Annotated in this window: 15 protein-coding genes and 1 pseudogene; 9 read left to right on the top strand and 7 right to left on the bottom strand. The window is 68.7% G+C overall.

Going from position 1 to position 18986, the window contains the following annotated elements; translation table 11 throughout:
• Position 1: 1 nt before the first annotated feature.
• Positions 2 to 1444: an extracellular solute-binding protein gene (locus tag ACYQ6W_RS16240; protein ID WP_459676772.1), complete on the bottom strand. Its 1443-nt coding sequence runs from the start codon at positions 1442 to 1444 to the stop codon at positions 2 to 4.
• A gap of 130 nt (positions 1445 to 1574) precedes the next feature.
• Between ACYQ6W_RS16240 and ACYQ6W_RS16235 the strand changes: the two genes are divergently transcribed.
• The gene (locus tag ACYQ6W_RS16235; protein ID WP_459676770.1) at positions 1575 to 2390 is read left to right on the top strand and encodes a MurR/RpiR family transcriptional regulator; all 816 of its coding nucleotides are present in this window, start codon (positions 1575 to 1577) and stop codon (positions 2388 to 2390) included.
• A 22-nt stretch (positions 2391 to 2412) separates the two neighbouring features.
• On the opposite strand, the gene ACYQ6W_RS16230 is transcribed toward ACYQ6W_RS16235, so the two are convergent.
• Positions 2413 to 3318: a LysR family transcriptional regulator gene (locus tag ACYQ6W_RS16230; protein ID WP_459676769.1), complete on the bottom strand. Its 906-nt coding sequence runs from the start codon at positions 3316 to 3318 to the stop codon at positions 2413 to 2415.
• Between the two features lie 91 nt (positions 3319 to 3409).
• Between ACYQ6W_RS16230 and ACYQ6W_RS16225 the strand changes: the two are divergent.
• From ACYQ6W_RS16225 to ACYQ6W_RS16210, 4 genes and pseudogenes are all read left to right on the top strand, one after another.
• Positions 3410 to 3840: pseudogene (locus tag ACYQ6W_RS16225) on the top strand (NAD(P)-dependent oxidoreductase); the annotation flags it as partial.
• On the top strand, positions 3823 to 4299 hold the full coding sequence (locus ACYQ6W_RS16220; protein WP_459676870.1) for an NAD-binding protein: 477 nt from the start codon (positions 3823 to 3825) through the stop codon (positions 4297 to 4299). The pseudogene ACYQ6W_RS16225 and the gene ACYQ6W_RS16220, both read left to right, overlap by 18 nt.
• A 142-nt stretch (positions 4300 to 4441) precedes the next feature.
• Positions 4442 to 5353 carry an alpha/beta hydrolase family protein gene (locus tag ACYQ6W_RS16215; protein WP_459676768.1) on the top strand — a complete coding sequence of 304 codons (912 nt, stop codon included), beginning with the start codon at positions 4442 to 4444 and terminating at the stop codon, positions 5351 to 5353.
• Between the two features lie 368 nt (positions 5354 to 5721).
• On the top strand, positions 5722 to 8073 hold the full coding sequence (locus tag ACYQ6W_RS16210; RefSeq protein ID WP_459676767.1) for a hypothetical protein: 2352 nt from the start codon (positions 5722 to 5724) through the stop codon (positions 8071 to 8073).
• A 20-nt stretch (positions 8074 to 8093) separates the two neighbouring features.
• Here the strand turns inward: ACYQ6W_RS16210 and ACYQ6W_RS16205 are convergent, their stop codons facing one another.
• On the bottom strand, positions 8094 to 8981 hold the full coding sequence (locus ACYQ6W_RS16205; protein ID WP_459676766.1) for a LysR family transcriptional regulator: 888 nt from the start codon (positions 8979 to 8981) through the stop codon (positions 8094 to 8096).
• A gap of 94 nt (positions 8982 to 9075) precedes the next feature.
• On the opposite strand from ACYQ6W_RS16205, the gene ACYQ6W_RS16200 reads away from it, so the two are divergent.
• The 3 genes from ACYQ6W_RS16200 to ACYQ6W_RS16190 are packed head-to-tail and all read left to right on the top strand — an operon-like array spanning position 9076 to position 12786.
• Positions 9076 to 10338: an MFS transporter gene (locus ACYQ6W_RS16200; protein ID WP_459676765.1), complete on the top strand. Its 1263-nt coding sequence runs from the start codon at positions 9076 to 9078 to the stop codon at positions 10336 to 10338.
• 33 nt (positions 10339 to 10371) lie between these two features.
• Positions 10372 to 11148, top strand: a complete 777-nt coding sequence (locus tag ACYQ6W_RS16195; protein WP_459676764.1) for a bestrophin-like domain — start codon at positions 10372 to 10374, stop codon at positions 11146 to 11148.
• Between the two features lie 6 nt (positions 11149 to 11154).
• Complete coding sequence (locus ACYQ6W_RS16190) at positions 11155 to 12786, top strand: NAD(P)/FAD-dependent oxidoreductase (RefSeq protein WP_459676763.1); 1632 nt, start codon at positions 11155 to 11157, stop codon at positions 12784 to 12786.
• Positions 12787 to 12903: 117 nt separating this feature from the next.
• Here ACYQ6W_RS16190 and ACYQ6W_RS16185 read toward each other — a convergent pair whose 3' ends face one another.
• Together ACYQ6W_RS16185 and ACYQ6W_RS16180 are read right to left on the bottom strand one after the other, a co-directional pair.
• Positions 12904 to 13416, bottom strand: coding sequence for a hypothetical protein (locus ACYQ6W_RS16185; protein ID WP_459676762.1), 513 nt, complete (start codon positions 13414 to 13416; stop codon positions 12904 to 12906).
• A 128-nt stretch (positions 13417 to 13544) separates the two neighbouring features.
• Positions 13545 to 14321 carry a class II aldolase/adducin family protein gene (locus ACYQ6W_RS16180; RefSeq protein ID WP_459676761.1) on the bottom strand — a complete coding sequence of 259 codons (777 nt, stop codon included), beginning with the start codon at positions 14319 to 14321 and terminating at the stop codon, positions 13545 to 13547.
• A 161-nt stretch (positions 14322 to 14482) separates the two neighbouring features.
• Here ACYQ6W_RS16180 and ACYQ6W_RS16175 point away from each other — a divergent pair, with 161 nt between their 5' ends.
• Complete coding sequence (locus ACYQ6W_RS16175; protein WP_459676759.1) at positions 14483 to 16783, top strand: heavy metal translocating P-type ATPase; 2301 nt, start codon at positions 14483 to 14485, stop codon at positions 16781 to 16783.
• Between the two features lie 8 nt (positions 16784 to 16791).
• Here ACYQ6W_RS16175 and pip read toward each other — a convergent pair whose 3' ends face one another.
• Complete coding sequence (gene pip / locus ACYQ6W_RS16170; RefSeq protein WP_459676757.1) at positions 16792 to 17769, bottom strand: prolyl aminopeptidase; 978 nt, start codon at positions 17767 to 17769, stop codon at positions 16792 to 16794.
• Positions 17770 to 17789: 20 nt separating this feature from the next.
• Positions 17790 to 18977, bottom strand: coding sequence for a DegT/DnrJ/EryC1/StrS family aminotransferase (locus ACYQ6W_RS16165; RefSeq protein ID WP_459676755.1), 1188 nt, complete (start codon positions 18975 to 18977; stop codon positions 17790 to 17792).
• Positions 18978 to 18986 lie beyond the last annotated feature (9 nt).

Genomic DNA, 18986 nt, shown 5'->3' with positions numbered 1-18986 from the left:
CTCAGGCGAGCTTGTCGATCAGGGCCTGGGTATTGGCGAGGGTATCGTCATAAGAGGGCAGTTGATACGGAATCATGTAATTGCCCTTCAGCACGTTCTCGAACAGATCGGAGCTGGACGACAGGGCCGCTTGCGGCGAGGAACTTCCCGCGAGCACGCGGTTGAGATTGAGGCCGTAGATGCCTTCGAGCGTGGTGTAGACGGGGGCGGGCGGTCGCACGATCTTGCCGTTCGACTGGCGCAGCAGGGAGAGCTGCAGGGCGAGATAGGGATAGATCTTGCCGAGTTCGGGATCCTGATACAGTGAGACGCGGGAGAAATCCGAGAACTGCGGCCCGTATTTGGTGACCTTTGCCATGGCCTTCTGAGCTTTCGCCGAGGTCGCCCACTTCACGAAGGCCCAGGCATTGTCCTGGTTCGGTGCGAGGGTCGGGATGCCGAGGCTCCAGCCGCCGGCGCTGATCACCTGATCATGGGCCGGATCATGCGGAAGGGGGGCGAAGCCGATCTGATCAGCCACGGGCGAGACCTTGCCCGTCATATAGCCGTCGCGCTGCGTCAGGTAGAAGTAGCAGGTCCACCAATAGAACATGCCGACATCGCCATGGGCGAAGCGCATGCCGGCGTCGAACCAGTTGAAATTGACCGCCTCGGGGGGAGACAGTTTGTAGAAGGATTCGAACATCGTCAGTGCGGCGACATTCTCGGGTGTGTTGATGGCCGGCGTGAAATCCCATGGGGAGGCCGCGGGAAAATCCTTGAACCAGCGCACGCCCTGGCTCGCCGCAAGTTGCGAATACATATGAACGATCGGCTGCGGCTGTGATCCGGCGACGACCGTGCCGAAGAGTTTTTTGCCGCCGACGCTCGCGCCATTGAGCTTCTTCAGCAGATCGGCATAGGCGCTCCAGGTGAAATCCTTCGCATCCGGCATGGAGAGGCCGAGAGAGGAGAAGGCATCCTTACGATACATCACGCCCTGGCCGTAGGCCGCGATCGGCAGGGTCGCCATATGGCCGCGCCACGTGTTGAGCGAATAGAGAACCTCGGGGATGAAGTCCTTGAGGTCGATATCCTTGTCCGCCTTGATGAGATCGTCGAGCGGCTTGATCCATTTGTTGTCGAGATATTGTCCCGTCCACATTTGATCGACGGTGACGACGTCGGCATCCGGCTTGCGCGCGATGGAGGAGGAGACGAGGCGCGCCTGCAGCGCGTCATAAGCGAGGTTTTCGAGCTGGACGGAAATGCCTGTCTCACTCTCGAACTGCGGGATGACTTCGCGCAGCGCATAATAGAAGGGATCGGCGACGACGAGGACCCGGACCGTCTTGCCGGTCGCCGCGATGGCGGGCTTGCCCAAGGGCGCAGCGGCAAGGCCGAGGGCGGCCCCTGCCTTCAATGCCGAACGGCGCGTCAATCCTGCGGAAAACTTGGCCGACATCAGACTGCTCCTTGGCTTTCAGGATAGCGGGTTGAACGAGGGCACGCTCCAGATTACTCTGCCGATGTGGAGTAATGCTCCACCTTCATTGCAGGGTTGTCAACAAGACATTCAAGGGGACAATGAAGGTATGGACGCTTCGGGACATTGGCAGGCAGGGGGCGGGCCGCCCATCCTGGTCCGCCTACAGATGCAATTCGCTGAGCTTCCCCCCGCGCTTGCCCGCGTCGCCAAGCACGTCATCAACTATCCGCTGGAGACCACCACGCTTTCCATCGAAGCGCTCAGCCGTGTGACGGAGAGCGGGCAGGCGAGCATCGTGCGCCTGGTGCATAGTTTGGGCTTCGACAGTTTCCGCTCCTTCAAGCTCGCACTCGCCGCGCAATGCGGTGCGGCGGCGAGCGCCCTGCCGGAGGGCGCGGCGCCGGATGCGGTGGAGCGGCTGCGGCGCGAGATGAGCGACAGCCTCGATCGCACCGGCAGCCTTCTCGATCGCAGCGTGCTGCGTGCGGTGGCTCAGGCCGTGGCGCGGGCGCGGCACGTCAATATCTATGGTGGCGGCGTGTCCGCCATGGTGGGTGAAATCCTCGCCGCCAAGCTGCTGCGCGCCGGCATCTGGGCGGTCTCCTATGCCGATGCCAATCTCGGGCTCGAACTGATCGGCCCCGTCTCGCGGGAAGCGGTGGCGATCGCCATTTCGGATTCAGGGACGACGGTGGAAACCGTCCGGCTGCTGCGTGCGGCGCGAGGGGCCGGCGCGCATACGGTCGCCATCACCAGCCGCCCCACGAGCCCGCTTGCCGCCCATGCCGACCATCTGCTGCTGACGGGTGCCATCGCGCAACCGCCCGCTCCGGGATTCGTCACCTCGCTCGTGGCTCAGGTCTTCGTGCTGCAGGCGCTCGTGGAGGCGGTGACGCGCGCGGCCGATCAGACGGAACCCTGAGACCGCTGCGCGGACCAGGGCATCATCGCTTAGGAACAGCAGGGTGCTGCTTCTCGGCACCCCCGCTGATCTGCCGCTCCGTGGTCGCGCGCAGGACCTCGGCGAACTCCATCGCCACGGGTGACAGATCGCTTGCCGTCAGCATGCGCAGTTCCAGCGCGCCCAAGGCCGGCAGGGCGTGATCGAGCCGCGCGATGCCCGGGGGCACGCCATGCGCCGTCCGGACGGTGATGCCGAGGTCGAAACGAAGCGCGGCCCAAATGCCTGACAGGCTGGGCGTCGTCAGAGACAGGCGCCAACGGATGCCGGCCTCATCGAGAGACCGGAGCGCTGCCTGCCGGAACAGGCATGGGGAATCGAAGAGAACGAGCGGCAGGTCGCCCGGATACGCGAGCGCCCCGTGCGAGAGACGGTCAGGCCCGAACCAGAGTGTCGGCATCAAGGAGAGCAGCACGCCTGATCTGGCGCGGCCGGGCTCGGCGAAGGCGAGGGCGACATCGAGCCGCCCCGCAGTCACCTCTTCCTCCAGCGCGTAATTGCGGCCAGCCCGCACGTCGACATGGGCTTTCGGCCGCACATCCGCAAAGGCTGCGAGCGCCGCCGGCATGACGTCTTCGAAGAAGTCTTGAGGCAGCCCGAGCCGGATAGCGGGCAGCGCCGAGGGCGCGCCCAGTGCCATCGCCGCTTCGTCGTGGATCGCGACCATCCGGCGCGCGTAGGCGAGAAGAGTTTCGCCGGCCTCGGTCGGGATCAGGCCGCGCCCTTTGCGTTGGAAGAGGGGGCGGCCCGCTTGGTCTTCGAGGCGCTTCAACTGCATGCTGACGGCGGATTGCGAGCGACCGAGCTGCACGGCCGCGCGGGCGAAGCTTCCGAGGTCTGAGCCCACGACCATCGTGCGGAGCGCCTCGATGTCGAAGCTGGCGCGCATATATCGAAATCCTTGATGTCAGGCTTCAGCTATATTCGATATACCAAAGAGTGTGTGGCGGCTAGGCTTCTGCAAAACGCAGGGGTTCAGGATGGTTGCAGCGCGCACGGTCGGCTTCATCGGTCTCGGCACCATGGGCCAGCCGATGGCCCTGAACCTTCTGCGCGCGGGCACGCGGCTGGTGGTGTGGAATCGTTCGTCCGCGGGCTGCGATGGGCTCGCCCAGGCTGGGGCGACGGTGGCCGCACGGCGGGGGAGGTCTTCGAGCAGTGCCAGACGATCATTCTGATGCTGGCGAACGAAGCGGCGACGGATGCCGTGCTCGCCCGCGGCACGGGGGACTTCGGCGCGCGCGTGGCAGGGCGGCGGGTGGTGGCCATGGGCACGATGCCGGCAGCCTATTCGCAATCACTGGCCGAGGAGGTTCGCGCGGCGGGCGGCTGTTACGTCGAAGCGCCGGTATCAGGCTCGCGCAAGCCGGCGGAGGACGCGCAGCTCGTCGCCATGGTGGCAGGAGACGCGGAGGACGTCGCCCTCGTCCGTCCCCTGCTGGCCCTGATGTGTCGGGAGATGTTCGATTGCGGCGCGGTGCCAGGCGCACTGCGCATGAAGCTCGCGGTGAACGTCTTCCTGATTACGCTCGTTACGGGTTTGGCAGAGGCCGTGCATTTCGCGACGCGGCACGGCCTCGATCTCGCGCGTTTCGTCGCGATCCTGAATGCGGGGCCGATGGCGAGCGAGGTTGCGCGCATCAAGGTGGCGAAATTGGCTCGCCAGGATTTCGCGCGCCAGGCGGCCATTTCCGACGTCCTGAAAAACAGTCGCTTCGTGGTCGAAGCCGCCCGTGCCGCGTCCATCGCCTCGCCTATGATGGATGTCTGCGTCTCGCTCTATCGGGAGACGGAGGCGCTGGGCTTGGGCGATGAGGACATGGCGGCCGTCTTGCGGGCGATCGAGCAGCGGACGGATCACGCTGCGTGACCGGCTTTCTCTGCCTGCGCACAGCGACCTCTGCTGTCCTACCAGTCGTTGACTTATCATGGAAGGCGGATTGATGCGATGCGTGGCGGACGATGCGCGCAGTTTGGTGCCGCCGCGCGCCGACGGATCCGTGAGCCACACGATGCCGCATCCTGCCGCGGCGGCCGCGCAGGCAGTGGAGATCCCCTGTCGCGACGGCGTACGGCTCGGCGCCCACCTCTGGTGCGGGCAGGACCATCGCGCTGCTGGCACCGTCATCGTCAACCCCGCGACCGGCGTTCTCGCGCGCTATTACCATCGTTACGCCCGCTTCCTGGCACACCATGGATTCGACGTTCTGACCTACGACTACCGGGGGATTGGCGCCTCGCGGCCAGACAGCCTCAGAGGGTGCGGCTATCGCTGGCGGGACTGGGGCGCCTTGGACGTCGATGCCGCCATCCGCTTTCTGAGCGACCGTCAGATGGCGGGGCCGCTGATCGTCGTCGGCCACAGCATCGGGGGTTTCCTGCCGGGCTTGGCGGAGAGCGCGACACTGATTGACCGGATGCTCACGGTCGGTGCGCAATACGCTTGGTGGGGCGATTACGCGCCCGCGCGGCGCCTCCGCCTCGTGTTCAAATGGCATGTCGCAATGCCCTTGATCACCGCCGCCTATGGGTATTTCCCGGGTCGCAGGCTCGGCTGGCTGGAGGATCTGCCCGCGGGTGTCGCCCTTGAGTGGAGCTTCCGCGCCGCCCGCTTCGAGCGCAGTCATCCCCGCGCCGAGAGACAGGCTGTCCTTGCGCGGATGGCCGCGGTGAAGGCGCCGATCCTTGCCGTCGCGGTGTCGGACGATGACCTCGGCACCGTGCCGGCGGTTTGCCGCACGCTCGGCTACTACACGGGCGCGCCGCGCCAGGCGGTGCGCCTCACGCCGTCCGATTACGGCCGGCACGCGATCGGCCACTTCAGCCTCTTCCACGACAGCCATGCCGCGGGCTTCTGGACGGAGAGTCTCGAATGGCTCGCGGAGGGTCGCAACCCTTGGCCGAGGCGCATCATCCCGGCGTAGCAGCGGGCTGATCCGGTCTGCACGCGAAGGGCGCAGTGGCGACCGTCGAGCCTATACCTCGGCCTTGGCGATACCGGCGAGCCACCGCTTGACGATGGCTTCAGGCGGTGATCGGCGGGTTCGACTGGCGCGCGCACCCCGCGGACATCCTCGCCGTTCTCTGGCCGGAGCGCTGTCGCGCCCTGGTCGCCCTATCACCGGCGGAGTCAGCCACAAGCTGCCGCAGGAGGGATCGCGCGTCTTCGCCCAGGCCGTCATCGATGTGGCCCGCGCCTGAGTGTGGAGCCAGAACGCACGGGACCGCGCGATTGCCCGGACTGCTCGAAACCCGTAATGAGTTTCGACTTTCTTTGTGTAGGACGCGAGCGATGGCCACCAGCTATGTCAATTCCGGCGAGACTGTCAGCGGACAGTCTGTCGTGAGTGGGGACGTGCTCGTGGTCCGCTCCGGTGGCGTCGCCTCCGCCACGACGCTGTCGGGAGGCGTGGAGATCGCGGTCTCCACCGGCCTCGCCCAAGCGACGGTCGTTTCTTCGGGCGGCTTCCTGGATGTCTTCAGCGGCGGCCGGGGCCGCGGGACGGTGGTCTCCGTCGGGGGCACCGAGAGCCTGCACTGGACCGGGTGGGAACGCAACGCGATCGTAAGCAGCGGCGGCGTGATCAGCGCCTTCGACAGCGGCTACAGCTCCGCGACGGAGATCAGTGCTGGCGGTTGCGAAGTCGTGGCGACCAGCGGCATCGCCTATACCACCCAGGTCAGCAGCGGGGGTACGCTCATCCTCTCCTCGGGTGGGGTCGGCGTCGCCACCACCGTCGCCGCTGGCGGCACCGATCTCGTCGTCTCCGGTGCCTTCGAGCGTGGACCGCTGGTCCTTCAGGCCGGCGGCCTCCTGTCTGGCCGCGGCACCTTGGAGGATGGGTCGGCGACGGTGCGCGGCACCTTGATGGGCGTGCGCACGACGGAAGCCACCACGGTTCTGTCCGGCGGCGTGACGAGCGACGTCTTGATCAACGGCGCCTTCGAGACGCTGGACGCGACCGTGATCGTCAGCGCGGGCGGGACATCGCTCAATGACAGGCTGCGTCAGGGTGAGTTGATCATCTCCTCAGGTGGCACGGCCATGGGCACCTCCGCCGGCGTGCCGCCCAACGTCATCCAGCGCGGGCGCCAGGTCACCGATACCTCGCTGATCGTGGTCTCCGCGGGCGGCGTTCTGGAGAACGCCCAGCTCTATCGGGTGGGGCAGGTGGTGGTCTCGTCAGGCGGGCTTGCCTCGGCATCGACCATTTCCGCGGGCGGCACGGAAATCGTCTCTTCCGGCGGGTTGAGCCGCGACAGCATGATCATGAGCGGCGGCCGCGCCACAGTCTCGGCCAGCGGCACGGCGCTTACGGCGCATGTCGCGAGCACCGGCCAGTTGCGTGTGTCTTCCGGCGGCAGCGCGATCTCGGCCACGGTCAGTTCCGGCGGCGTGCTGGTCCTGTTTGCGGGCGGCGCGGCCCTGGGCACCACGGCAGTCGCCGGCGGTACCGAGCTGATCTCCTCCGGCGGCGTCGCCCGAGCCTCGGTGCTGACGTCCGGTGGGCAGCAGATCGTGCTCTCGAATGGCGTCGCGATCGGTGCCGTGGTGCTGCAAGGCGGCAGGGCGGTGGCGAGCGGCGGCGTGGCCAGTGGCAGCACGCTCAGCGGCGGCGCGCTCGTCCTGTCCTCGGGCGGCACGGCGGTCTCCGCTACCGGCAGCGCGGGCGGCACGATCCAGATTCTCTCGGGAGGCTCCGCAACCGGCGACGTCGTGCAAGGCGGCGGGACCGAGGTGATCGGCAGCGGGGGCCTCGCACGCAGCGGCATGGTGTGGAACGGCGGCACGGAGATCGTGAGTTCGGGCGCGCAGATCTCCGGGCTGACCGTCGGTGCCGGCGGCTTCCTCGTCCTCTCCAACGGGGCGACGACACATGGCCTCACCCTTCAGGGCGGCACCATGGTGAGCGAAGAAAGCAGCCTCATCACCTTGTCGGCGGCAGGGGATGACCAGATCGCGGTGGCGGGTGCCGATACGATTGCCGTGCAGGGCGACGGTGTCACCATCACCGGAGGTGACGCGGCAACGACCGTCTCGGGCGTCGACGCGAATTTCGTCTTCGTCGGCGGCGAGGGCGACGCCACTGTCCTGGGGGCGACCGGCAATGCCACGCTCACCGGCGGCATGGGCAGCAACCTGCTCGTGGGCGGCAGCGGCAGCAACCAGATCGTTGGTGGCGCCGGCGCGAGCACGCTGGTCGCCGGCACGGGTGAGTCCACGCTGCTCGGCGGCGCGGGCGAGACGCTGATGATGGCCAACGGCACGGCCTCCGACCTGATCGTGGCCGGCGCCGGCGCGACCACGGTGGACGGCACCACCGGCACGGGCGGCGCGCAGATCTTTGCGGGCGCCGGATCTGACGTGGTGGGGCTTGGTGCCGGTGCCGATACCTTCGTCGGCGGCGGCGGTGTGGCAAGCGTCATCGGCGGCTCCGGTGCGGACGTCTATGGCTTCGTCAAGGGCCACGCCGGTGGCAATGTCATCATCGCCGGCCTCAAGAGTGCGGATACGATCGTTTTCGACGGCTATGCCGGACATCCGATTACCGCCGAAGGCGTGGTCCATGGCTCTGACCTCATCACGCTGGAGGATGGAACCAACATCCTCCTGCTCAACGTCGACCACACCATCTTTCGGTGAAGCCAGGCCGGCCGCTGCGCTCACATCGCCGCCTGCAGCACCTCCGCCAGGTGCCGAAGGATCGGCGGCTCGCGGCCCTCGCGCGTCGCGAGCGCCAGGCGCGCCACCGGCACGATACCGTCCAGCGTCCGATAGACCACGCCCTGCACCGCGATGCGGGTGATGGACTGCGGCACGATCGCGATGCCGAGTTCGGCGGCGACGAGGCCGAGGGCCGAGGTGATCTGCGGCGCTACTTGTGCGATCAACGGCTCGAAGCCCGATTGGCGGCAGGCCGAGACGATCTCGTCATGCAGGCTGAGGCCGATCGCGGGGGGAAAGAGGACCAGCGGCTCGCGCGCCAGCGCCACGAGGGGCAGGGCGCCGCCGCCCCGCGCGCGCGGGTGTCCGGCAGGCAGCGCCGCCAGCATCGGCTCGTCCGGCAGTCGTCGCAGACGCAAGCCCTCCAGCTCGGTCAGCCCCGGCCGCAAGAAGATCGCGTCCATCGCCTCGCGCTGCAGCTGATCCAGCAGGCGCATCGTATTCGCCTCCTCCAGCGTCACCTGCACCTCGGGCCAGCGGCTGCGGAAGGCGCGGATCGTCTGCGCGACCAGCGGGTGGAAGGCGGCGGAGCCGGTGAGGCCGATGCCGAGCCGGCCGACCTCGCCCCGCGCTGCACGATGCGCCGCGATGCGCGCACGTTCCGCCGCCGCGAGCGTGCTCTCGGCCTCCGGCAGGAAGGCGCGCCCCGCTTCCGTCAGCTCTGCGCCATGCGGCAGGCGGTGGAAGAGGGCGCCACCGAGTTCGGCTTCGAGCGCGCGGATCTGCTGGCTCAGCGGCGGCTGCCCGATGCCGAGGCGCGCGGCGGCGCGGGTGAAATTCCCTTCGGCGGCGACCGCCAGGAAGTAGCGGATGTGGCGCAGCTCCACCGGTATCTCCAAAACATATCAACGGCGTTAGTTCCATATATTGGACGAATGGCGCTCTCCGCACCACAGTCTGGGGCCAAGAGGGATTTCGCTCATGGCCGCGCGTCACACCACCACCGCCGTCTCTGCTGCTGCGCCGAGCCGCGTGCGCCATGGCACCACCGCCTATCGCCGCATCGCCGCCAGCCTCTTCCTTGCGGGGTTTGCGACCTTTTCGCTGCTCTATTGCACCCAGCCGCTGCTGCCGCTCTTTGCACGCCATTTCGACCTGAGCCCGGCCGCGAGTTCGCTTTCCCTCTCGGTTTCCACCGCGGCGCTCGCCGCGTCCATCATGCTGGCCGCGATGGTCTCCGAGGGGCTCGGCCGGCGCGGCCTCATCTTCGCCTCCATGGCGGCAGCCGCGGTCTTGAACATCGCGGCGGCGCTCGCGCCCGTCTGGCCGCTGCTGCTCTTGGCGCGGGCGGCGGAAGGGCTGGTTCTGGGGGGCGTGCCGGCCGTCGCCATGGCCTATCTCGCCGAGGAGATCGACCCTGCGAGCCTCGGCTTCGCCATGGGGCTCTACATCGCCGGCACCGCCTTCGGCGGCATGGCGGGGCGGGTGCTCACCGGGCTGCTCGCGGCGGAGATGGGGTGGCGCGGGGCCCTCGCCGTGATCGGTGCTCTCGGCCTTGCGGCAGCCCTGGGGTTCCGGGCTTTGCTGCCGCCCTCGCGCTTCTTCGTGCCCCGCCGGGGTCTCGGGCTCGGCCACCATATTGGCGCCTGGCGCGGGCATCTGGGCGACGCGCGGCTCGGCTTTCTCTTCGCCGTCGGCTTCCTGGTGATGGGGGCCTTCGTCGCCGTCTACAACTATGCCGGTTTTCGGCTCATGGCGCCGCCCTACGGTTTCAGCCAGAGCTTCATTGGCCTCATCTTCACGACCTACGTTTTCGGCATTGGGGCCTCCTCGCTCGCCGGTGCGGCGGTGGACCGGCTGGGGCGCCGCCGCGTGCTGCCGATCGGCCTCGGCCTCGCGCTGCTCGGCACGCTGCTGACGCTCGCGCGCCCCTTTCCCATCCTGCTCAGCGGCATCGTGCTGCTGACGATCGGCTTCTTCGCCGCCCATTCGGTGGCGAGCGGCTGGGTCGGGCGGCTCGCGCAGGGCGCCAAGGGCCATGCTGCCTCGCTCTATCTCCTCGCCTATTACCTGGGGTCGAGCCTGGCCGGCACGGCGGGCGGCTGGTTCTGGCAGCATGGCGGCTGGGACGGTGTGGCCGGCTTCGCCGCCGGCTGCCTCATCCTTGCCCTCCTCAGCGGTCTCGCGGTTGGCCGAACAAGCTCTGCGCCGGCCGGGCAGCCGGGGCGGCACGCGCGCGGCTGACGCGCGGGCCCGGCTCTGCTAAGGGCTGGGTTCATGAACCTTGTCACCGCTCTCGCCATCGTCGTCGTCTGCGGCCTCATCGCGGCCGTCGCCAGCGTGCTGGTGCATCGCACGGTGCACATCGAGTTGCGCCGCCGCCACAACGAAATCGGCACCGCCGTCTTCCTGCAGCTCGGCGTGATTTTCGCCGTTCTTCTCGCCTTCGTCTTCAGCGAGGTTTGGAGCGAATACAACGACGCAGCGAGCGCGGTGGAGTTGGAGGCGAAGTCCCTCGTCGGTGCGGCAATCCTGGCCAGCGTCCTGCCGAAGGACGAGAGCGCGCCCATTCTGGATGCCGAACGCGCCTACATCCAGGGTGTCGTACACCGGGAATGGCCCGAAATGGCCATGGGGCGGGACGAGGAGGGATCGGTCTCCGTCAAGCTCTCGCATCTGATCCAGACCACGGCGCGGCTGCGGCCGAACAATGCGGCCGATCTCGGCACGCGCACGCAACTGCTCTCCTTCCTGGAGCAGGCGCAGATGCAGCGCTCCTCCCGCCTGTTTCAGTTGTCGAGTGGCGTGCCGACGCTGCTCTGGTGCCTGCTCATCGGCTTCGGCGCGGTTCTCGCCGTGTTCGTGACGCTGGCGGGGGTGGAGAACGGCGGAGCGCTGATGAGCTTTTCCGTCACCTTCGCGGCCGCCGTCGCCGCGATCCTGGTGCTAATTCATCTGCTCGACTATCCCTTCGAGGGCGCGCTCGCGCTCAGCCCGCAGCCCTTCCTGGTGGCGGCGGACCAGATCGACCACCTCGATAGTCCAGGGTCTTGAGACCGCATGCTCCGCGTCACTGAAGTCAAACTCCCGCTCGATCATCCGCCCGAGGCGCTGCTGCCGGCGGTCGCCGCCCGGCTCGGCCTCGCGCCCGAAGCAGTGAGCCAGCACACGGTCATCCGCCGCGGCTACGACGCGCGGCGCCGGTCCGCGATCGAACTCGTCTATACCGTGGACGTCGCCGTGCCGGACGAGGCGGCCGTGCTGGCCCGCGCACGGGACGACCGGCATCTCGGGCCTGCGCCCGACATGGGCTATCGCTTCGTGACCCGCGCGCCCGCCGGCCTTACCGAACGGCCCGTCGTCATCGGGGCCGGGCCGTGCGGTCTGCTGGCGGCACTGACACTCGCGCAGATGGGCTTCCGGCCGATCATCCTGGAACGGGGCAAAGTGGTTCGGGAACGCACCAAGGACACCTGGGCGCTGTGGCGGCGCGGCCAGTTCACGGCCGAGTCCAACGTGCAGTTCGGCGAAGGCGGCGCGGGCACCTTTTCAGACGGAAAGCTCTATTCCGGTATCAAGGACCCGCAGCATCTGGGGCGTCGGGTTCTTTCGGAATTCGTGAAGGCCGGCGCGCCGGAGGAGATCCTGACCGTCAGCAAGCCGCATATCGGCACCTTCCGGCTGGTGACGGTGGTGCAGAGCCTGCGCGCCGAGATCGAGGCGTTGGGCGGCGAATACCGCTTCGGCACAAGGGTGGAGGAGATCGAGATCGCGGACGGCCCCGAGGGTCGCCAGGCGGTCGGCGTGCGCTTGTCGACCGGCGAGCGGCTGGCCGCACGCCACATCGTGCTCGCGGTCGGCCACAGCGCGCGGGACACCTTCGCGATGCTGGAGGCACAGGGCGTCGCGATGGTGGCGAAGTCCTTCTCCATCGGGTTCCGCATCGAGCATCCGCAGGCCCTGATCGACCGCTGCCGCTTCGGCGCCCATGCCGGCAACCCGATCCTGGGCGCGGCGGACTACAAGATCGTCCATCACGCGGCCAATGGGCGCTCGGTCTACAGCTTCTGCATGTGCCCGGGCGGCCAGGTGGTGGCGGCGACCTCGGAGCCCGGCCATGTCGTGACCAATGGCATGAGCCAGTATTCGCGGGCGGAGCGGAACGCCAATGCCGGCATCGTCGTCGGCATCACCCCTGAGGATTATCCGGGCGGGCCGCTCGCCGGCGTCGCCTTCCAGCGGCATTGGGAGCGGCAGGCCTTTCTCGCCGGCGGCGGAGACTACCGGGCGCCGGCGCAACTGGTCGGGGATTTCCTCGCTGGCCGCGCCTCCACGAAGCTCGGCACGGTCATCCCGTCCTATCAGCCGGGGGTGACGCCGACTGACCTCTCCACTTGCCTGCCGGATTACGCGATCGCTGCGATGCGGGAGGCGATTCCGGCCTTCGACCGCCAGATCCGCGGCTTCGCCATGGCGGATGCGGTGCTGACCGGGGTGGAGACACGTACCTCCTCGCCCGTGCGCATCACGCGCGGTCGGGATTTCCAGAGCACGAACACGCGGGGACTCTATCCCGCGGGCGAAGGCGCGGGCTTCGCCGGCGGCATCCTCTCGGCCGGGGTGGACGGTATCCGCATCGCGGAAGCGGTCGCGCTCGCGATGGTGGAGGCGGCTAGCCCAGTTGCCGGGTGATCAGCCGCCACAGCCAGACGAGCAGGCGCCACCAGAACCAGAGGGCAGAATGGTCGTGCGTGGGTGCGGCCATGGCTCGGGCTCATAGCCTGCGGCTTGCGCGCCGCAAAGCCCGCCTCAGCCAGCGGCGCGGCGGCGTTTAGGCGTGGCAGGAGCCGAGGCCGGCTTCGCGGCGGGCGCCGTCTGACTGGCCTGCGTCCTGGCGGCCGCCGCTTCCAGCAGATGGGCGAAGGCGCGCGCTGTCCCGGGGTCCGGCGCGCGAGGCTCGAAATAGCCGGCGGTGTTGAAATGCGTCTCGGCATCGGTGACGGCGCCCATCTTCACGGCCTTGGCGACGTCCTGATAGGTCTTCTCGTACCAGGCGCGATCCACCGCAAAGGGGCGTGGGCGGCGATGCTCGAGATAGCCCGAGCGCGTGAAGTGGGTGAAGGGATCCGGGACATCGCCCGCGGCGATCGCATCGGCCACGTCGGGATAGGCGCTGCGATACCACGCGGCATCGAAGGCATCGCCGCGAAACGCGGCCTGGAGCAAGGCGCGGAAGGCCTCGATCGGCAGGGTAATCTCGCCGTCATCCTGCCTTACCTCGCCGAGCGAGGAGAGAAGGCGGAGCGAGGGAACGAAGGTCATCGGTCTTTCCTCGGCGCAGGCAGGTGCCGAGGGGCAGTCTAGGCGAGCCGTTTTACGCTGATAAATGAAAAATTAAGTAATTTAGCCGGCCTTTCGAGAGGCCGGCCCGAGGTTGAGCGCGCGACGGTTCAGCGGCGATAGTCCGGCTGCTCGCGGTCCATCTTGCGCTTGAAGGCCTGCCAGACGAGCCAGCCGTGGTTCTCGTCGCGTGCGAACTGCTTCTTGGTACGCTGCTGCGTCGCCTCCGAAGGAATGGAGAGCGGAGCGCCGGTCGATTGTGCGGCCAACTGAATGCGGCAGGCCTGCTCCAGGTAGTACATGAAATAGAAGGCTTCGGCGACGGTGCGGCCGACCGTCAGCAGGCCGTGGTTGCGCAGAAGCATGCAGGGCTTGTCGGCGAGGTCGCGCACCAGGCGCTCGCGCTCGCTCAGATTGTCGTCGTCCGCCACGCCTTCGTATTCGTGCAGGGCGACCTCGCCGATGAACTCCATGCTGATCTGGTTGAGCGGCAGGATACCGCCCTGCTGCGCCGCGACCGCCATGCCGGCCAGGGTATGCGTATGCATCACGCAGACCGCGTCATGCCGCTTCATGTGAATGGCTGAGTGGATGACGAAGCCGGCGGGGTTGACGGGCCAGCTCGTCGCCTGCGCGGGGGCACCGTCGGCATCGACCTTGACCAGTGAACTGGCGGTAATCTCGTCGAACATCAGGCCATAGGGGTTGACGAGGAAATGGTTGCCGCTGCCCGGCACGCGCACGGAGAGGTGGGTGTAGACCGTGTCGGTCATGCCGAGATGGGCAATGAGCCGATAGGCGCAGGCGAGATCTTCCCGCACCTCGGCCTCGGTCTGCTGATGGCCCGCCGGCGGCGGCTCGGGCAGGTGGGAGATGAGGCTGTCCATGGCGGGCTCCTGTCGAAGGTCGGTGGCAGTCTATCACCTTCCGGCGCCGTCTCCAGACTTCCGTCGCGCCGAGGACGATTGATCCAGGTCAGTGACGCCGAAGCGGCCTGCCCCGACATTGCGCCACCAAAGGACGGCAGCAGAGGCGGGCGAGACCGGGCATGCAGCGCCGCTATTCCAGACGCCTGAGCGAAATTCTGCTGTTCGGCGCCGCCGGCGGGGCGGTGGCCGGCGGTCTTCTGCTATGGGCCCTTGGTCATCCTGCTGTCGCAGCCATCCTCTGGATCGCGGGCACTCTGCCGGTCATCGCAAACCTCGTCTTCGGCATCGTGACCAGCCTGATCGCCGGGAATGTGGGGCTCGACATCCTCGCGCTCCTCGCGATGGCCGGGGCGCTTGCCCTCAGCGAGGCGCTGACGGCGGCCGTCATCGCGGTGATGGTGGCGAGCGGGCGGCTTCTGGAGGCCTGGGCGGAAGCGCGCGCGGCGCGGGAGATGACGGCGCTGCTCAGCCGGGTGCCGCACGTGGTGCCGCGCTACGAGCAGGATCGTCTGGTCGATGTCCCGCTCGACGCGGTGCGGGCGGGGGATCGCCTGCTGGTCCGCACCGGTGACGTCGTGCCGGTGGATGGAACGGTGGCGCAGGCGCAAGCGGTGCTCGACGAATCGATCCTGACCGGGGAACCGCTGCCCGTGACACGGCTCTGCGGTGCGCGGCTGTGCAGCGGCAGCCTGAATGCCGCGCATCCCTTCGACATGCTGGCCTCGGCCACGGCGGCGGAGAGCAGCCTTGCCGGCATCATCCGCCTGGTGGAGGCGGCGCGCACCGCGAAGGCGCCCTCGGCACGCCTGGCGGACCGTTATGCCGTCTTCTTCACGCTGCTCAGCCTGGCCATCGCCGGCCTTGCCTGGGGTGTGACCCGGGACGCGGTGCGGGCGCTCGCGGTGCTCGTGGTGGCGACACCCTGTCCGCTGATCCTCGGCGTGCCCGTCGCCATCGTCTCAGGCATGTCGCGCTGCGCGCGGCGCGGCATCCTGGTGAAGGGCGGTGCCGTGCTGGAGGCGCTGGCCCAGGCGAAGACGCTGTTCTTCGACAAGACCGGCACGCTGACCAGCGGGCATCCGCGCCTGATCGCCGTGGAACCGGCGCCCGAGGGCAGAGAAGCCGACCTCTTGCGGCTGGCGGCCTCCCTCGACCAGTTCTCCCCGCATGTCATTGCCGCGGCCGTGGTGGCGGAAGCGCGCCGACAGGGGCTGACGCTCGCCAGGCCCGAGGGGGTGGAGGAGACGCCGGGTGCCGGTATCAAGGGCCAGGTGGATGGACGCTTCATTGCCCTCGGCACGCCCGGTTTCATCGTCGACTTCGCGCCACTGACGCCATGGAGCCGCCGGCGCCTTGCGGCACTCGCCCAGGATGGCGCGGCCGTCGTGCTGGTGGCGGTGGAGGGGCGGATCGCCGGCCTGCTGTTGCTGGCGGACGAAATCCGCCCCGAGACGCCACGCGCGCTCCGGCTGTTGCGCAAGCGCGGGCTGCGGCGGATCGTCATGCTGACGGGAGACCGGCGGGAGACGGCCGAGAGCGTCGGCGCCTTGCTCGGGGTCGATGCCGTTCGCGCCGAACTCACGCCCGCGGGCAAGCTGGAGGCGCTCCGCGCGCCGGAAGCGGAAACCCCGGTGATCATGGTGGGAGACGGGGTGAACGACGCGCCGGCTCTGGCGGCGGCCGATGTCGGCGTCGCCATGGGCGCGCAAGGCGCCGCGGCTTCGGCTGAGGCGGCCGGCATCGTGCTGATGGTCGATCAGTTGGACCGCCTGGCCGAGGCGGTGGCCATCGCTCAGCGTTCCCGGCGCATCGCGCTGGAAAGCGTACTGGCGGGCATCGGACTATCGACTGCAGCCATGCTGGTTGCGGCGGCCGGTTTCCTGCCTCCGCTCGCGGGTGCCGTTCTCCAGGAGGGGATCGACGTCGCCGTCATCCTCAACGCCCTCCGCGCCTTGCGGGGCATACCGCCACGCCGCGGGGGCGCCGGCCTCAGCCATGGGGAGGTCGACCGTTTGCAGGCGGAACATGACGACATGGCGGTGGTGGCGGACCGGATCCGCGCCTTGGCGGATCGCGTGGGAACGCGGGAACTGGCGCAGGTGATCGAAGAGCTGGTGGTGCTCGACCAAGTGCTCGCCGAACGGGTTCTGGCCCATGAGCGGCGGGACGAAGCCGATCTCTATCCCGCGGTCGCGGCCATGCTCGGCGGCGAGGATGCGATGGCGCCGCTCAGCGGCATGCACCGGGAGATTCAGCGCATCGGGGGCCGCCTGCGCCGGATGGCGGCGGTGGCGGCAAGCGCGCCGGAGGATCTCGATCTCGTCGAATTGCGCCGGCTGCTCTACGGCCTCGATGCGGTCCTGCGCCTCCATTGCCGGGAGGAGGATGCCGTCTACCGCCTGCTGGACGAGAGCCGCTGACGCGGCTCTCAGCCTTCGGCGAAGCGCTCGAGGGCGGCGAGCAGGGCTGAGCGGGTGCCGGGTTCCAGCGCCGAATGGCCGGCATCCGGAATCACCGTCAGGTGCGCCGCCGGCCACAGCGCCGCCAGTTCGAAGGCGCTCTTCGGCGGGCAGACCATGTCGTAGCGGCCCTGGACGATCTCCGCCGGGATATGGGCGATGCGGTCCATATGGCCGAGCAGCCCACCCTCCGGCAGGAAGAGATGATGCGCGAAATAATGCGCCTCGATCCGCGCGAGGCCGAGGGCCGCGCGGTCCCGCGCGAAGGTCGAGACCGTTTCCGGATGCGGCAGCAGGGTGCTGCAGGAGCCTTCGTAGATCGACCAGGCGCGGGCCGCGGGTTCGTGCACCCGCGGGTCAGGGTCGTTCAGCCGGCGGCGATAGGCGGCCAGCACCTCGCCGCGCTCCTCTTCCGGCAGGAAGCCGATGAACTGCGCATGGGCGTCGGGGAAGACCATGCGCATGCCGTGCAGGAACCACTCCACCTCGCTGTCCCGGCCGAGGAAGATGCCGCGCAGCACGCAGGCGGTGACGCGCTCGGGATGCGCCTGGGCATAGGCGATGGCGAGCGTCGAGCCCCAGGAGCCGCCGAAGAGCAGCCAGCGCTCGATGCCGAGATGGCGTCGCAGCGCTTCGATGTCCTCGATGAGCTGCGGCGTGCTGTTCTCGGCGATGCTGCCGAGCGGGCGGGAGCGGCCGGCGCCGCGCTGGTCAAAGAGCACCGTGCGCCAGTGGCGCGGATCGAAGAAGCGGCGATGCACGGCGCCGGCCCCGGCGCCGGGGCCGCCATGCAGGAAGAGCGCCGCCTGGCCGCGTGGGTTGCCGACCTGCTCCCAGTACAGCGCATGTCCGCCGTCCCGCGAGAGATAGCCCGAGCCGTAAGGCGTGATTTCGGGAAAGAGGTCGCGCCGTGAGCCGGCGTCACGGGAAAAGGCCGGGGGTGCCATCCTGCGCGCCTCGTCCGCTCTCAGCGCGCGTGCAACTGCGCGAGCGCCGCGGTCACCGCGTCGCACACCTGGTCGCACTGCGCTTCGGTCAGGTCGGGATGGATGGGCAGCGCCATGATGCGGGTCGCGACGTCTTCCGAGACGGGCAGGTGGCTGCCGTCATGCGCCGCCGCATAGGCCGGCTGGTGATGCAGGGGCTTCGGATAATAGATGGCGGTGGCGACGCCGGCGGCGCGGCAGGCCTCCTGCACGCGGCTGCGGGTATCGCCATCCGGCAGCAGCACGGCATAGACCGCCCAGGCGGCCTCGCTGTCCGCAACCCGCGCCGGGGTGGTCAGCAGATTGCCGAGCCGGGCATCGTAATGCCGGGCGACCCGCTCCCGCGCGGCGAGTTCATCATCGAAGACCGAGAGTTTGGCGAGCAGCACGGCGGCCTGCAGCGTATCCAGCCGGCCGTTGATGCCGATGCGCTGCACGTCATAGCGCTGCTGGCCTTCGCCGTGGCTGCGGAGGGACCGGTAGAGCGCCGCGCGCTCCGCCGATTCCGTGAACATCGCGCCGCCGTCGCCATAGCCACCAAGCGGCTTCGAGGGGAAGAAGCTGATGGCCGTCGCATCCGCCTGGGTGCCGAGCGGGCGGCCGTGCAGGCGGGCGCCGAAGGCCTGGGCGCAGTCGTCGATGGTCACCAGGCCTTCACGTCGGGCGATGGCGGCGAGACCGTCCCAATCCGCGGGCTGGCCGAAGAGATCGACGCCGACGATGGCGCGCGGGCGCAGCTTGCCCTCGGCGCGCACGCGGGCGATGCGGGCTTCGAGATCCGCGAGGTCCATCTGGAAGGTCTTGGGATCGATATCGACGAAGACCGGGGTCGCGCGCAGCAGCAGCGGCGTCTCCGCGGTCGCCGTATAGGTGAAGGCGGGCAGGAAGACGGCATCGCCCGGGCCGATGCCCTCGGCCATCATGGCGATGAGCAGCGCATCCGTGCCCGAGTTGACGGAAATGCAATGGGCGGCGCCGGCCCGCCGGGCAAGCTCCGCTTCCAACTCGGCGACCTCGGGACCCATGACGAACTGGCAGTGGTCGAGCACGGCATCGACACGTCGGCGCATCTCGGGCCCGATCCGCGCCTGCTGCGCGCGGAGATCGAGAAAGGGCACCGGCGTCGCGGCAGGGGCGGGGGCGGCTTCAGGCTTCTGGATCACGCTCATGACCGCTTT

It is taken from the genome of Acidisoma sp. 7E03, from assembly GCF_054665075.1.
Note: the sequence above shows the minus strand (reverse complement) of the source record. Positions and strands in the feature narration are given on the sequence as shown.